Below are 13403 nucleotides of genomic sequence, written 5' to 3'. Positions count from 1 at the left end.
GTGCGGGCGCTGTCGCGCCGCCTGCGCACCGGTGCCGCGCACGGCCGGCCGGCGCTGCGCTGGGCGATGGCGGCAATCGGCGGGCAGCGCGGCGAGGCGGCGTCGGTGGTGCTGTCGCTGGGGCTGGGCCTGTCGGTGCTGGCCGCCGTGGGCCAGATCAGCGGCAACCTGCGCGGCGCCATCGCCACCGATCTGCCCGAGGTGGCCCCATCCTATTTCTTCGTCGACATCCAGAAAGACCAGATGCGCGGCTTTCGTGCCCGGATCGAGGGCGATCCCGCCGTCAGCGGCATGAACAGCGCGCCGATGCTGCGCGGCATCATCACCCGCATCAACGGCCGCAATGCGCAAGAGGTGGCCGGCGATCACTGGGTGATACGCGGCGATCGTGGCATCACCTATGCCGATGCCCGCCCCGAAGGCACGACCATCACCGCCGGCGAATGGTGGGGGCAGGGCTATGACGGCCCGCCGCAGATCAGCTTTGCCGCCGAAGAGGCCGCCGAGCTGGGCCTGGAGCTGGGCGTCACGCTGACCGTCAACATCCTGGGCCGCGACATCACCGGCACCCTGACCAGCCTGCGCGCGGTCGATTTCTCGACCGCGGGGATGGGGTTCGTCCTGGCGATGAACCAATCGGCGCTCGCGGGCGCGCCGCACACCTTCATCGCCACCGTCTATGCCGCGCCCGAGGCCGAGGCGGCGATTCTTCGCGATATCGGCGAGATGTTCCCCAACGTCACCGCGATCCGGGTGCGCGACGCCATCGCGCGCGTCTCCGATCTGCTGGGCGGGCTGGCGGCGGCCACCTCGTGGGGCGCGGCGGCGACGCTGCTGACCGGGTTCATGGTGCTGATCGGCGCCGCCGCCGCGGGACAGGGGGCACGCACCTACGAGGCCGCTGTGCTGCGCACGCTGGGCGCCACGCGCGCGCGCATCCTGCTCAGCTTCGCGCTGCGCGCGGCACTTCTGGGCGCGGCGGCAGGGATCGTGGCGCTGGCCGCGGGCATCACCGCCGGTTGGGCGGTCAGCCGCTTCGTGATGGAAACCGCGTTCACCGTCATGTGGCCCTCGGCGCTGGCCATCGTCATGGGCGGCGTGCTGGCCACGCTGCTGGCGGGCCTGGCATTCGCCTGGCAGCCGCTGTCGCAACGCCCCGCCGCCGTGTTGCGGGCGCGCGAGTAACCCGCGCAGCCCGGTTTCTTCTGGCAATAAGCCATCCACTATCCGCCGACCCGGCGCGCCGGGCGTCCCCACAACACCAAGGGCGGGGCTCGCCCGCACCGCGTGTGGGCTATTCCGCGGCTTCCGAATATGCCTCCATCGGCGGGCAGGTGCACATCAAGTGGCGATCGCCATAGGCGTTGTCGACCCGTCCCACCGGGGGCCAATACTTGTCGACACGGAAAGCGCCGGGCGGGAAACAGCCCTGTTCGCGCGAATAGGGGCGATCCCACTCCTTGACCAGGTCCTCCATCGTGTGCGGGGCGTTCCTGAGCGGGTTGTTGTCGCGGTCCATACGGCCGTCCTCGATGGCGCGGATCTCCTCGCGGATGGCCAGCATGGCGTCGATGAAGCGGTCAAGCTCGGCCTTGGTCTCGCTTTCGGTGGGCTCGACCATCAGCGTGCCGGCCACCGGCCAGCTCATCGTGGGGGCGTGAAAGCCGCAATCCATCAGCCGCTTGGCGATATCGTCCACGGTGACGCCGGCGCTGTCGGCAAAGGGGCGCGTGTCGATGATGCATTCGTGCGCCACGCGGCCGCCACGGCCCTTGAACAGAACGTCATAGGCCCCCTCGAGCCGCTTGGCGATGTAGTTGGCGTTGAGGATCGCCACCCTGGTGGCCTGGGTCAGCCCCTCGCCCCCCATCATCAGGCAATAGGCCCACGAGATCGGCAACAGCGAGGGCGAGCCGTAGGGCGCCGCGGCCACCGGCCCCTGGGCGCCGCCGGTCACGGGATGGCCGGGCAGGTGCGCCACCAGGTGTTCCTTGACGCCGATCGGCCCCATGCCGGGCCCGCCGCCGCCATGCGGAATACAGAACGTCTTGTGAAGGTTCAGGTGGCTCACGTCACCGCCCAGGTCACCGGGCCGCGACAGCCCCACCATGGCATTCAGGTTGGCCCCGTCGATATAGACCTGGCCGCCGAATTCATGGGTGATGTCGCAGACCTCTTTCACCGTCTCCTCGAACACCCCGTGGGTCGAGGGATAGGTGATCATGCACGCGGCAAGGCTGTCGGCATGCGCCTCGGCCTTGGCGCGGAAATCGTCGAGGTCTATATCGCCGTTCTCGGCCGATTTCACCGCCACCACGTCCCAGCCCACCATGTGGGCGCTGGCCGGGTTGGTGCCGTGCGCCGAGGTCGGGATCAGGCAGACATTGCGGTGCCCCTGACCGTTGGTGCGGTGCCATGCGGAGATGGTCAGCAGCCCGGCATACTCGCCCTGCGCGCCGCTGTTCGGCTGCATCGAAATCGCCGCGTAGCCGGTGATCTGGCACAGCTTGGCGCTGCGATCGTCGATCATCTCGGCATAGCCCTCGGCCTGGTCGGCGGGCGCGAAAGGGTGCAACTGCGAGAACTCCGGCCAGCTCACCGGCATCATCTCGGCCGCCGCGTTGAGCTTCATCGTGCACGATCCCAGCGGGATCATCGCCCGGTCCAGCGCCAGGTCGCGGTCCGACAGGCGCCGCATGTAGCGCATCATCTCGGTCTCGGCCCGGTTCATGTGAAACACCGGGTGGGTCAGGTAATCGCTCTGCCGCACCAGCGGTTCGGGCAGGCGATAGCGATGCTCCAGGTCATCGTCGCGCCGGACGATGCCGAAGGCGCGCCAGACCGCCTCGGTGGTGGCGCGGCGGGTCATCTCGTCAAAGGTGATACCGATGCGGGTTTCGCCCACGGCGCGCAGGTTGATGCCCTCGTCGCGGGCCGCGGCCATGATCTGCTGCTGGCGCGCGCCCGCATCGACGGTGATGGTGTCGAAAAACGTCTCGGGCGCAACGGCAAAGCCCGCCGCCTCCAGCCCGTGCGCCAGGCGCTCGGTCTTGCGGTGAATGCGCTGCGCGATGGCCCTGAGCCCCATGGGCCCGTGAAACACCGCGTACATCGACGCCATCACCGCCAGCAGCGCCTGCGCCGTGCACACGTTGCTGGTGGCCTTCTCGCGGCGGATGTGCTGCTCGCGCGTCTGCAGCGCCAGCCGGTAGGCGCGGTTGCCGTGGCTGTCGATGCTGACCCCGACGATGCGCCCGGGCAGCGCCCGCTTGTAAGCGTCGCGGGTGGCGATATAGGCGGCGTGCGGGCCGCCATAGCCCATCGGCACGCCGAACCGCTGCGTCGAGCCGACGGCGATGTCGGCGCCCATGGCGCCCGGCTCCTTCAGCAGCGTCAGCGCCAGAGGATCGGCGATAACGATGCCGATCGCCTTCTGCTCGTGCAGGGCAGCGATCTGGTCGGTGAAATCGCGCAGGTGGCCATGCGTGCCGGGATACTGGAACACCGCGCCGAACACCTTGTCGGCCTCCAGCGCCTCGGGCGCGCCGACGATCACCTCGATCCCCAGCGGCGCGGCGCGGGTCTGGATCACCGCGATGTTCTGCGGGTGGCAGTTCTCGTCGACAAAGAATGCCCGTGCCTTCGACTTGGCCACCCTTTGCGCCATGGTCATCGCCTCGGCCGCCGCGGTCGCCTCGTCCAGCAGCGAGGCATTGGCGATCTCCAACCCGGTCAGGTCGCTGACCATGGTCTGGAAATTCAGCAGCGCCTCAAGCCGGCCCTGGCTGATCTCGGGCTGGTAGGGCGTGTAGGCGGTGTACCAGGCCGGGTTCTCGAACACGTTGCGCTGGATCGCCGGCGGCGTCAGCGTGCCGTGATAGCCCTGCCCGATGAGCGAGGTCATCTCCTTGTTGCGCCCCGCCACGCGGCGCAGGTGATGCATCAGCCCGCGCTCTGATTCGGGCTTGCCGAAATCCAGCGGTTCTGCCTGCCGGATGGCCTCGGGCACGGTCTGGTCGATCAACTCGTCAAGCCCGCCGACATCGAGCACATCGAGCATGTCCGCCATTTCCTCGGGCGAGGGCCCGATATGGCGGCGGTTGGCAAAATCGTAGGGCAGGTAGTCGGTTGGCTTGAACGGCATCTCGAACCTCGTTGATAGCGGCGCGGCCACACCCCCGGCGCAGCTCGGCCCTTCATCTTTCCGGAAATACTCCCGCCGGAGGCGGACCACGCCGCCTTGCCGGCCCTGTCCGTCAGCCCACGAAGGTTTCGTAGGCGTCCTCGTCCATGAACGCATCCAGCGCCGCAGCATCGGCGATCTTCATCTTGAAGAACCACGCGCCCAGCGGATCCTCGTTGACCTTGCCGGGCTCGTCCACGATCGCCTCGTTGACCTCGACGATCTCGCCGTCAAGCGGCGCGGCGATGTCGCTGGCTGCCTTGACGCTTTCGATCACCACGATCTCGTCGCCGCTGGCCACCTTGGTGCCCACTTCCGGCAACTCGACGAACACCACGTCGCCCAGTTGCGAACTGGCGTGCTCGGTGATGCCCACGACCACCACGTCGCCCTCGGCGCGCAGCCATTCATGATCTTCGGTAAACTTCATGTCCTGTCGTCCCTTGTGTTGTGTCGGGTATCGTCAACGCTTGAAATTGGCCGGCACGAACGGCAGCGGCGCCACCTTTACCGGCTGTCGCTTGCCGCGAAGTTCGCCGAACACGGTGGTGCCGGTCGCGGCCAGCTCAGTGGGCAGGTACCCCATCGCCACCGGCGCACCGACCGTGGGACCGAACCCGCCCGAGGTGATCTGCCCCACCGGTTCGCCACCGTCGGCCCCGGCAAACAGCACCACGCCGTCGCGCATCGGCGCGCGGCCCTCGGGTTGCAACCCGACGCGCACGCGCCGCGCGCCGGCCTCGATCTCGCGCAGGATGCGCGCGGCACCGGGAAAGCCGCCGGCGCGCGCCCCGCCCGAACGGCGCACCTTCTGAATGGCCCATGTCAGCCCCGCCTCGACGGGGCTGGTGTCGGCATCGATGTCGTGGCCGTATAGGCACAGCCCGGCCTCCAGTCGCAGACTGTCGCGCGCGCCCAGGCCCACGGGCTCGACGGCCTCGTCGTCCAGCAGCCGGCGCGCCAGCGCCGCAGCCGCCGCCACCGGCACGGAAATCTCGAACCCGTCCTCGCCGGTATAGCCCGACCGCGACACCCAGCATTCGGCGCCGGCCAGGTCCAGCGTCGCCACATCCATGAACCGCATGTCGCGCACGCCCGCGTTGAGTGGCGCCAGCACCGCCTCGGCGTCGGGGCCCTGCAACGCCAGCAGCGCGCGATCCTCGATCACCTCGACCGTCGCGCCGCCACCCAGGCCGGCGCGCATCAGCGCGATGTCGTCGTGCTTGCAGGCCGCGTTGACCACCACGAACAGGTGATCGCCGCGATTGGCCAGCATCAGGTCGTCCTCGATCCCGCCGGCGTCATTGGTGAAAAAGCCGTATCGCTGCCGGTTCTCGCCCAGACCGATCAGGTCCACCGGCACCAGCGCCTCCATGGCGCGCGCGACCGCCTCGTAGTCGGCGCCGCGCAGCCGTACCTGGCCCATGTGGCTGACATCGAACAAGCCGGCGCGGGCACGCGTGTGCCGATGTTCGGCCATCACGCCGGCGGGGTATTGCACCGGCATCTCGTACCCCGCGAAAGGCACCATCTTCGCGCCCATCTCGACGTGCAGATCGTGCAACGGCAAGCGCAATAGGTCCGTCATCGACGTCTCTCCCAGTTCAAGCCGTGCCGATTCGTCTGTGCATCGCCCGGCATCTTGCGTTTTCCGCGTTACTGCGGAAAACCGTGATGCCCCCTCTGTCCGTTCGCCTGAGATCGCTATCCCTTCGGCGGGCGCGCCATGAGTCGCGCCTCTCTCCAGAGTGTTGCTGCCAGGGCGGTCCCTGTCGCCTGAGAGTTTCCGGGGCGGTTGCTCCTTCGGCACCGGATGAACCGGTTCTCCCGACCTGACGTCCTAGGGTGTAGCCGAGTCGTCAACGCCAGACAAGTGGTCGCTTCCGGGCCGGTCGCGCCCGCCTCAGGCCCGACAGTTCACCGGCGCCATGATCTCGAACAGGCGATGGTTGCCGCACACCAGCGCATCAAGCGTGACGCCGTCGAGATGGGCATAAAAGGCCTCGGCCGCGTCGGCCACCGCCAGTTTCAGCCGGCAGGCCTCGACCAGCGGGCAGGTATTGTCGACATCGGCGAAGCATTCGGCGATCGGGACACCGGATTCAAGCGTGCGAAATATCTCGCCGATCTCGATCCGGGCCATGTCGCGGGCCAGCTCGATGCCGCCGTTGCGGCCGCGATGGGTACGGATATAGCCCAGCTGCCCCAACTGGTTGATCACCTGCGCGAGGTGATTCTCCGAAGTGTTGCAGCACCGCGCGATCTCGGACTTGGTGACAAGCCGACCCGCGTTCGCGCCGCAGAACATCAAAACGCGGATTGCAAGGTTGGTTCGCTTGGTTATGCGCAATGGTCCGCCCCTGTCATGGCCGATGAATACCCGATTGTGCCCGCCAGCGGCGCGTGATGTATTGACATGAATCAAACGCGCGACGGGAATGCTGCATGAGGGATGCGTTTTTCTTCGGCTACGGTTCGCTGGTCAACCGTGCCACGCACGCCTATACGAATGCCCACCCGGCCACCGCGCGCGGCTGGCGGCGGGTCTGGCGGCACACACCGATCAGACCGGTCGCCTTCCTCACCGTGCACCGCGCGCCGGGCAGCGCCATCCGCGGGTTGATGGCACCGGTGCCGGGTGGCGACTGGCGGGCGCTGGATGCGCGCGAACACGGCTACGACCGCGTCGCCGCCCGGGGCGAGATCGACCATCCGCTGCCCGACGCACCGGACGTCGCGCTTTACGTCATCCCCGAAGGCAAGCACGGCACGCCGGCCGCCACGCACCCGATCCTGCTGAGCTACCTCGACGTGGTGGTGCAGGGGTTCGTGCGCGAATACGGGCCCGAGGGCGCGGCGCATTTCTTCGACACCACCGATGGCTGGGATGCGCCGGTGCTCGACGACCGTGCCGCGCCGCGCTACCCGCGCCACCAGAATCTTGATCGCGCCGAGACGCGGCTGGTCGACGTGGCGCTCGCCGCCCGCGAGGTCCGGATCATCTCTGCCTAGATGCCTGCCCGGGGACACAGCCCACCCTCGGCGCACCTCGAAAGGGCGGGCGCCTCCGGCGGGAGTATTTCGGGAATGATGAAAACCTGCGCGGCGGGGCGGTGCCCCCTGCCCGGCCCGCCATCAGTCCTGCCGCGCGCGCACTTTCTGCAACAGCGGCATCAGTTGCGCCATCTCGGGGCCGTGGCTCTGCCCCGTCAACGCCTTGCGCAACGGCATGAACAGGCCCCGCCCCTTGCGGCCGGTGGCCTCCTTGACGCGCGCCGTCCACTCCGCCCAGGTGGTCTCGTCGAAGGGCGGATCGGGCAACAATGCCATCGCGCGGGCGACGAAGTCGCGGTCCTCGTCGTCGATCGCCGGCTCGGCGCCGTCTCGGCACATCTCCCACCAGGCGCGCAGGTCGGCGCGGGTGGTGATGTTCTCGCGGGTGACCGCCCAGAACCGCGCCGCCAGCGCATCGGGCACCCCCAGCGCGGCGATATCGTCGGCCACGTCCGCCAGGTCCAGCCCTTGCAGGTGCCGCGCGGTCAGCGGCCACAGGTCGCGCTCATCGAACTTGGTGGGCGCGGCGCCGAAGCGGGTGATGTCGAACCCCGCGACCAGTTCGTCGATACTGCCGCGCAGTTCCACCGGGTCGCTTGACCCCAACCGCGCCATCAGCGACAGCAACGCCATCGGTTCGATGCCCTGGGCGCGCAGATCCCTGATCGACAGCGCGCCGAGGCGTTTCGACAGCGCCTCGCCGTGCGGACCGGTCAGCAGCGAATGATGCGCGAATTGCGGCACCGCGCCATCCAGCGCGCGGATGATCTGTATCTGCGTGGCGGTGTTGGTGACGTGGTCGGCACCACGCACCACGTCGGTGATGCCCATCTCGACATCGTCCACGACCGAGGCCAGCGTGTATAGTACCTGCCCGTCGGCGCGGATCAGCACCGGGTCGCTCACGCTGGCCGCGTCGATCGAGGTCGGCCCGAGGATGCCATCATTCCACGCGATCCGCTCGTGGTCCAGCTTGAAGCGCCAGTAGCCCCCGCGCGCCGCGCGCAGCGCATCGCGTTCCTCATCCGGCAGCTCCAGCGCGGCGCGGTCATAGACCGGCGGGCGCCCCATGTTGAGCTGCTTCTTGCGCTTGAGGTCCAGTTCCGCCGGCGTCTCGAAACATTCATAAAACCGGCCCATGTCGCGCAGCCGGTCGGCGGCGGCTGCGTAGCGGTCCAACCGATTCGACTGGTATTCGATCCGGTCCCATTCCAGGCCCAGCCACTCCAGGTCGCGCTGGATCTGGTCGATGTATTCCTGTTTCGACCGCGCCTGGTCGGTGTCGTCGATGCGCAGGATGAAGGTGCCGCCGGCCTTGCGGGCGATGAAGTAGTTCATCAGCGCGGTGCGCAGGTTGCCAACATGGATATGGCCGGTGGGCGAAGGGGCGAAACGGGTGGTGGTCATTATCGGGGCTCCAGATATCCGCAAGCGGCAATGTCACAGGCGCGGGGGTTTGTCCAGATTGGCCACCGGAGCGGCGCAAGCTGTCCTTCCCGGCGCGCGCCGCGCGCGCACTCAGCGTCGCGACGGCCATACCGGGTGGTCGTCGTCGATGACGACGGCATGGGCATGCCACCCTGGCCCGCCATGGGTGCGCAGGTGCGGGTGATCGGCGGGCAGGTCCGGGTGATCGTGCACGATCTCGCGCGGCAGGCCTGCCGGCCAAAGGCGGCGCGCGGCGATCACCCCCAGCGCCGCCAGGCCGCCGAGCAGCGCCAGCGCGGCGGCCATGCCCAGCGCGTCTCCCGCCCACCCGGCCAGCGGGTAGGTCAGCAACCAGCAGGCATGGCTGAGCGCGAATTGCGCGGCAAAGACCGCCGGCCGGTCCTCGGGGTGGGCGGAGCGGCGCAGCAGCCGCCCCGACGGCGTAAGCACCGAGGCATAGCACGCGCCCAGCACCGCCCAGACTGCCAGGAAGGCCGACCATGGCGGCAACCCCGCCAGCGCGATCTGCGCCGCAAAGCCAAAGCAGACCAGCACCGCCCCCTGCGCGCCCGCCAGCATCACCGGGCGGTCGCCCAGCCGCTCCAGCAGGCGCGGAAGCGCCAGTGCCGCGGTCATCGATCCGGCGCCGAAGGCCGCCATGGCAAGCGCCAGGTCGGCCTCGCTGCCGCCCATCTGCCCACGCACCAGCACCACCGTGTTGACCAGCACGAAGGCCCCGGCCGCGGCCGCCGCCAGGTTGAGCGCCAGCAGCCCGCGCAGCCGCGGCGTGGCGAGGTAGATGCGCGCGCCGCGCGTCAACCGCTCGCGGAACGGGCGCGCCCCCGCCGACGGATCGAGCGGCGGCACCGCCGTCAGCCCGATGAGCAGCGCCGACCCGGCGAAGCCGACCGCCGTGCCGGTGAAAAGGGTGCTGTACCCGGTGACCGTCAGCAGCAGCGCGGCAAGCGCCGGGCTGGTGAGGTTTTCAAGATCGTAAGCCAGCCGTGAAAGCGACAATGCGCGGGTGTAGTCGCGCGCGTCGGTCAGCACGTCGGGCAAGGTGGCCTGGTAGGAAGGGGTGAAGGTGGCCGACGCCGATTGCAGCAGAAAGATCAGCACGTAAATCTGCCAGACTTCGGTGACGAAAGGCAGGCACAGGGCAATACCGACGCGGACCAGGTCCGCCCCCACCAGGACCGGCTTGCGCGGCAGTCGCTGCGCCAACGCCTGGGCAAGCGGCGACAGCCCCACGTAACACACCATCTTGATGGTGAACGCTGTCCCCAGCACGAGGCCGGCGCGCGCGCCGGCCAGGTCATAGGCCAGAAGCCCCAGCGCCACGCTCAGCAGCCCGGTGCCCAGCAGCGCAACGACCTGCGCCGAGAACAACGCGGCATAGGTGCGGTTGGTGAGGATCGCGAACATGCGGTGGCTGTTAAGCTATCGGGCGCGGCGGGTCCAGCATCCGGTCACGATCGCGTGAAACCTTGGACGCCGGCTCTCCCTGCTATAAACTTCAACCCATTAACAGGGAGTATTGCGATGACCCGACACATAACACGCCGCACCGTTCTGACCACCGCAGGCGCAGCCGCGCTGCCATTCGCCGCGCCGGGGCTGGCGCGCGCCGCCGCGCCGATGCTGGGAAGCGGCCTGCCGCCCTACCGCCGGTTCGTGCTGGGCGGATTCGAGGTGACCACCCTGCTTGCCGGAACCATGACCCGGCCCGACCCGCATTCGATCTTCGGGCTCAACGTCGGCGACGCGGAATTCGCCCGCGTCTCGGCCGCCGCCAAGCTGCCCACCGACGCGGCGCAGTTCTTCTTCACGCCGACGGTGGTCAACACCGGCGAACAACTGGTGTTGTTCGACACCGGGCTGAACCGGGGCGGCATCACGGCCGCGCTGGAGGCCGCCGGTTACACCGCCGAACAGGTGGACGTGGTGGTGATCACCCACATGCATCCCGACCATATCGGCGGGCTGCGCGAGGGCGACAGCGAAACATTCGCCAACGCGCGCTACGTCACCGGCGCGGTCGAGTTCGACGCGTGGGCGGCCATGGGCAACGACGGGTTCGAGGCCAAGGTGCGCCCGCTGGCCGAGCGGATGACGATGATCGGCGACGGCGACGCGGTGACGCCCGGCATCACCGCCATGGCGGCCTTCGGGCACACGCCGGGCCACATGGCCTACATGCTGGAAAGCGAAGGGCAATCGCTGCTGCTGGCGGTGGATTTCGCCAATCACTACGTCTGGTCGCTGGCCCATCCCGACTGGGAGGTCAGGTTCGACATGGACAAGGCCGCCGCCGCCGCCACGCGGCACCGGCTGCTGGACATGCTGGCGACCGACCAAATCCCGTTCGTGGGCTACCACATGCCCTGGCCCGGCACCGGCTTTGTCGACCGGCAGGGTGGCGGCTATGCCTATGTGCCCACCAGCTATCAGATGATGCTGTAGAGGGCGGGCGCGGCGGCGGGTTTACCCCGTACACATCGGGGTGCAGTCCGGCAACGATGGCGGCTGCTACCGCCAAGGGCCGGAACGAGCGCTTTGCAGGCACCCGAACCGACACCCCCGCGCGCCCCTTCCCTTTTGTCGCGCACAGATGCATATGCCCGGCATGACACACGGCACCCGGCACGACCGAAACCACATCGCCAAGCTTGCCCGCAGGGCCATCGCCGAGTTGCCCGAGCCGTTCCGCGGCCGCGCGCGCGAGGTGCAGTTGCGCATCGCCGACATGCCCGACGCCCAGATGCTGCGCGATCTGGGCCTGCACGACCCGATGACGCTGACGGGCCTCTACGAAGGCGTGCCGCTGACGCATAAATCGGTCAGCTACCCAAGCCCGACACCCGACACGATCTGGCTGTTCGTGGCCCCGATCATGTCTGAGTGGCATGACCGCGGCGATGTCGACCTGTCGGACCTTGTGACCAACGTCGTCGTGCATGAACTGGCGCATTTCTTCGGCTGGTCCGACGACGACATCGCCGCCATCGACCGGTGGTGGGAGTGAGCCCGCCTCAGTCGCGCCAGCGGTTGACGATCGGGTAGCGGCGGTCGCGCCAGAAGGCGTGCGGGCTCAGCCGGGTGCCCGGTGCCGACTGGAACCGCTTGTATTCGCTGATGTAAAGCAGGTGCTCTATCTTCTTGACGGTGTCGCGGTCGTGGCCCGCTGCGACGCAATCGGTGACCGAGGCGTCGTGATCCACCAGCAGTTCCAGAATGGCGTCCAGTTCGTCATAGGGCGGCAGGCTGTCGGCATCCTTCTGATCGGGGCGCAGTTCGGCGCTGGGGGGCTTTTCGATGATGCGCGGCGGAATCACCGTGCCCGCCGGCCCCGCCATCCAGGCGCGATGGGCACCGTTGCGCCACCGGCTGACGGCGAAGACGCGGGTCTTGTAGAGATCCTTGATCGGGTTATAGCCACCGGCCATGTCGCCGTAGATCGTGGCATAGCCGACCGCCACCTCGGACTTGTTGCCGGTGGTCAGCAGCATCTCGCCGAACTTGTTGGACAGCGCCATCAGCAGCAGCCCGCGCAGGCGCGACTGGATGTTTTCCTCGGTCACGTCGGCGTCGCGCCCGGCGAACAGCGGCGCCAGCGTCTCACCCACCGCGGCGTTGGCCGGCCCGATGGGCAGCGTGTCGTACTGTACGCCCAGGTTGACGGCCACCGCCTGCGCGTCTTCGAGCGAGGCATCGGACGTGTAATCCGACGGCAGCATGACACAGCGCACGTTTTCGGCGCCCAGCGCATCGACCGCGATGGCAGCCACCAGGGCGCTGTCGATACCGCCCGACAGGCCAAGCAGCACGCGGGCAAAGCCGGTCTTGCGGCAATAGTCGCGCAACGCCTCGACCATGGCGCGGTAATCCTGCTCCAAGGTGTCGGGGATATGGGCCTTGTCACCCTGCGCCGCGTGCCAGCCCTCGGGCGTGCGGGTAAAATCGACATGCGCGAGGTCGGCGTCAAAGGGAGGCATCTGAACCGCCAGCGCGCCACCGGGGTTGAGCACGAAGGAGGCACCGTCGAAAACCTGGTCGTCCTGCCCGCCGACCATGTTGAGATAGACCAGCGGCAGCCCGGTCTCGACCACCCGCGCCACCATCATCGCCTGGCGCATCTCCAGCCGGCCCCGCGAATAGGGGCTGCCATTGGGCACCAGCAGCAGTTCGGCGCCGGTTTCCTCCAGCGTCTCGGTCACATCGTCGTGCCAGGCATCCTCGCACACCGGCGTGCCGATGCGCAGCGGACCGACGCTGTAGGGCCCGCCCGGATCGGCCGGGGCGAACACACGCGCCTCGTCGAAAATGCCATCATTGGGCAGGTGATGCTTGCGCACGACGTGGGCGACGCGGCCGCCCGACAGGATGAACCACGCGTTGTATAGGCTCGCGCCCACCATGTAGGGACCACCGATGCCGATGGCCGGGCCATCCGCGCAATCCGCGGCCAGCCGCTCGACCGCCGCCAGGGCCGCCTGGTGAAAGGCGGGCTTGCGCACCAGGTCCTGGCAGTCGTAGCCGGTGATGAACATCTCGGGCAGTGCCAGCATGTCGGCCCCCGCCGCACGGGCGGCTTCCCAGGCGGCGCGGGCCTGCGCGGCGTTGCCATCGATATCGCCCACCGTGGGGTTGAGCTGTGCCAGCGTGAGGCGGAACCTGTCGGCCATCGGCTGTCTCCTGTTTGCCTTGGCGGCATGATCTAGCAGATCGGGTGGCGAGG

At 68.5% G+C, this 13403-nt stretch carries 11 protein-coding genes and 1 riboswitch; of the genes, 4 read left to right on the top strand and 7 right to left on the bottom strand.

Annotated elements, in window-relative coordinates; translation table 11 throughout:
• Window positions 1-1185: FtsX-like permease family protein (locus Q0L89_RS09775; protein ID WP_296764399.1), on the top strand; the 1185-nt coding region annotated here is incomplete at its 5' end.
• Between the two features lie 109 nt (window positions 1186-1294).
• On the opposite strand, the gene gcvP is transcribed toward Q0L89_RS09775, so the two are convergent.
• The 4 genes from gcvP to Q0L89_RS09755 all read right to left on the bottom strand — a co-directional run bounded on the left by gcvP (window position 1295) and on the right by Q0L89_RS09755 (window position 6533).
• A complete protein-coding gene (gcvP, locus tag Q0L89_RS09770) occupies window positions 1295-4144 on the bottom strand; it encodes an aminomethyl-transferring glycine dehydrogenase (RefSeq protein ID WP_296764397.1) in 2850 nt (949 codons plus the stop codon).
• A gap of 112 nt (window positions 4145-4256) precedes the next feature.
• Window positions 4257-4613, bottom strand: coding sequence for a glycine cleavage system protein GcvH (gene gcvH / locus Q0L89_RS09765; RefSeq protein ID WP_296764394.1), 357 nt, complete (start codon window positions 4611-4613; stop codon window positions 4257-4259).
• A gap of 33 nt (window positions 4614-4646) precedes the next feature.
• Window positions 4647-5771 carry a glycine cleavage system aminomethyltransferase GcvT gene (gene gcvT / locus Q0L89_RS09760; protein ID WP_296764393.1) on the bottom strand — a complete coding sequence of 375 codons (1125 nt, stop codon included), beginning with the start codon at window positions 5769-5771 and terminating at the stop codon, window positions 4647-4649.
• Window positions 5772-5936: 165 nt separating this feature from the next.
• Window positions 5937-6023, bottom strand: a riboswitch (glycine riboswitch).
• Between the two features lie 63 nt (window positions 6024-6086).
• A complete protein-coding gene (locus Q0L89_RS09755; protein WP_296764390.1) occupies window positions 6087-6533 on the bottom strand; it encodes an Rrf2 family transcriptional regulator in 447 nt (148 codons plus the stop codon).
• Between the two features lie 95 nt (window positions 6534-6628).
• Between Q0L89_RS09755 and Q0L89_RS09750 the strand changes: the two genes are divergently transcribed.
• Window positions 6629-7195, top strand: coding sequence for a gamma-glutamylcyclotransferase family protein (locus tag Q0L89_RS09750; RefSeq protein WP_296764388.1), 567 nt, complete (start codon window positions 6629-6631; stop codon window positions 7193-7195).
• 123 nt (window positions 7196-7318) lie between these two features.
• On the opposite strand, the gene gltX is transcribed toward Q0L89_RS09750, so the two are convergent.
• Together gltX and Q0L89_RS09740 are read right to left on the bottom strand one after the other, a co-directional pair.
• On the bottom strand, window positions 7319-8644 hold the full coding sequence (gene gltX / locus Q0L89_RS09745) for a glutamate--tRNA ligase (RefSeq protein WP_296764385.1): 1326 nt from the start codon (window positions 8642-8644) through the stop codon (window positions 7319-7321).
• A gap of 111 nt (window positions 8645-8755) precedes the next feature.
• A complete protein-coding gene (locus Q0L89_RS09740; protein WP_296764384.1) occupies window positions 8756-10090 on the bottom strand; it encodes an MFS transporter in 1335 nt (444 codons plus the stop codon).
• Window positions 10091-10207: 117 nt separating this feature from the next.
• Between Q0L89_RS09740 and Q0L89_RS09735 the strand changes: the two genes are divergently transcribed.
• Together Q0L89_RS09735 and Q0L89_RS09730 are read left to right on the top strand one after the other, a co-directional pair.
• Window positions 10208-11128, top strand: a complete 921-nt coding sequence (locus tag Q0L89_RS09735) for an MBL fold metallo-hydrolase (RefSeq protein WP_296764382.1) — start codon at window positions 10208-10210, stop codon at window positions 11126-11128.
• A 163-nt stretch (window positions 11129-11291) separates the two neighbouring features.
• A complete protein-coding gene (locus Q0L89_RS09730) occupies window positions 11292-11690 on the top strand; it encodes a metallopeptidase family protein (RefSeq protein WP_296764379.1) in 399 nt (132 codons plus the stop codon).
• A gap of 7 nt (window positions 11691-11697) precedes the next feature.
• On the opposite strand, the gene Q0L89_RS09725 is transcribed toward Q0L89_RS09730, so the two are convergent.
• On the bottom strand, window positions 11698-13350 hold the full coding sequence (locus Q0L89_RS09725) for an NAD+ synthase (RefSeq protein WP_296764376.1): 1653 nt from the start codon (window positions 13348-13350) through the stop codon (window positions 11698-11700).
• Window positions 13351-13403: the final 53 nt, after the last annotated feature.

Origin of the sequence: Sediminimonas sp., from assembly GCF_024637375.1 — a bacterium.
GTDB lineage: Bacteria > Pseudomonadota > Alphaproteobacteria > Rhodobacterales > Rhodobacteraceae > Sediminimonas.
Note: the sequence above shows the minus strand (reverse complement) of the source record. Positions and strands in the feature narration are given on the sequence as shown.

Bases quoted from the DNA above. Each gene is read 5' to 3' on its own strand.
- gcvP (WP_296764397.1), bottom strand. From the start codon at position 4,144: ATGCCGTTCAAGCCAACCGACTACCTGCCCTACGATTTTGCCAACCGC.
- gcvH (WP_296764394.1), bottom strand. From the start codon at position 4,613: ATGAAGTTTACCGAAGATCATGAATGGCTGCGCGCCGAGGGCGACGTG.
- gcvT (WP_296764393.1), bottom strand. From the start codon at position 5,771: ATGACGGACCTATTGCGCTTGCCGTTGCACGATCTGCACGTCGAGATG.
- Q0L89_RS09750 (WP_296764388.1), top strand. From the start codon at position 6,629: ATGAGGGATGCGTTTTTCTTCGGCTACGGTTCGCTGGTCAACCGTGCC.
- gltX (WP_296764385.1), bottom strand. From the start codon at position 8,644: ATGACCACCACCCGTTTCGCCCCTTCGCCCACCGGCCATATCCATGTT.
- Q0L89_RS09740 (WP_296764384.1), bottom strand. From the start codon at position 10,090: ATGTTCGCGATCCTCACCAACCGCACCTATGCCGCGTTGTTCTCGGCG.
- Q0L89_RS09735 (WP_296764382.1), top strand. From the start codon at position 10,208: ATGACCCGACACATAACACGCCGCACCGTTCTGACCACCGCAGGCGCA.
- Q0L89_RS09730 (WP_296764379.1), top strand. From the start codon at position 11,292: ATGACACACGGCACCCGGCACGACCGAAACCACATCGCCAAGCTTGCC.
- Q0L89_RS09725 (WP_296764376.1), bottom strand. From the start codon at position 13,350: ATGGCCGACAGGTTCCGCCTCACGCTGGCACAGCTCAACCCCACGGTG.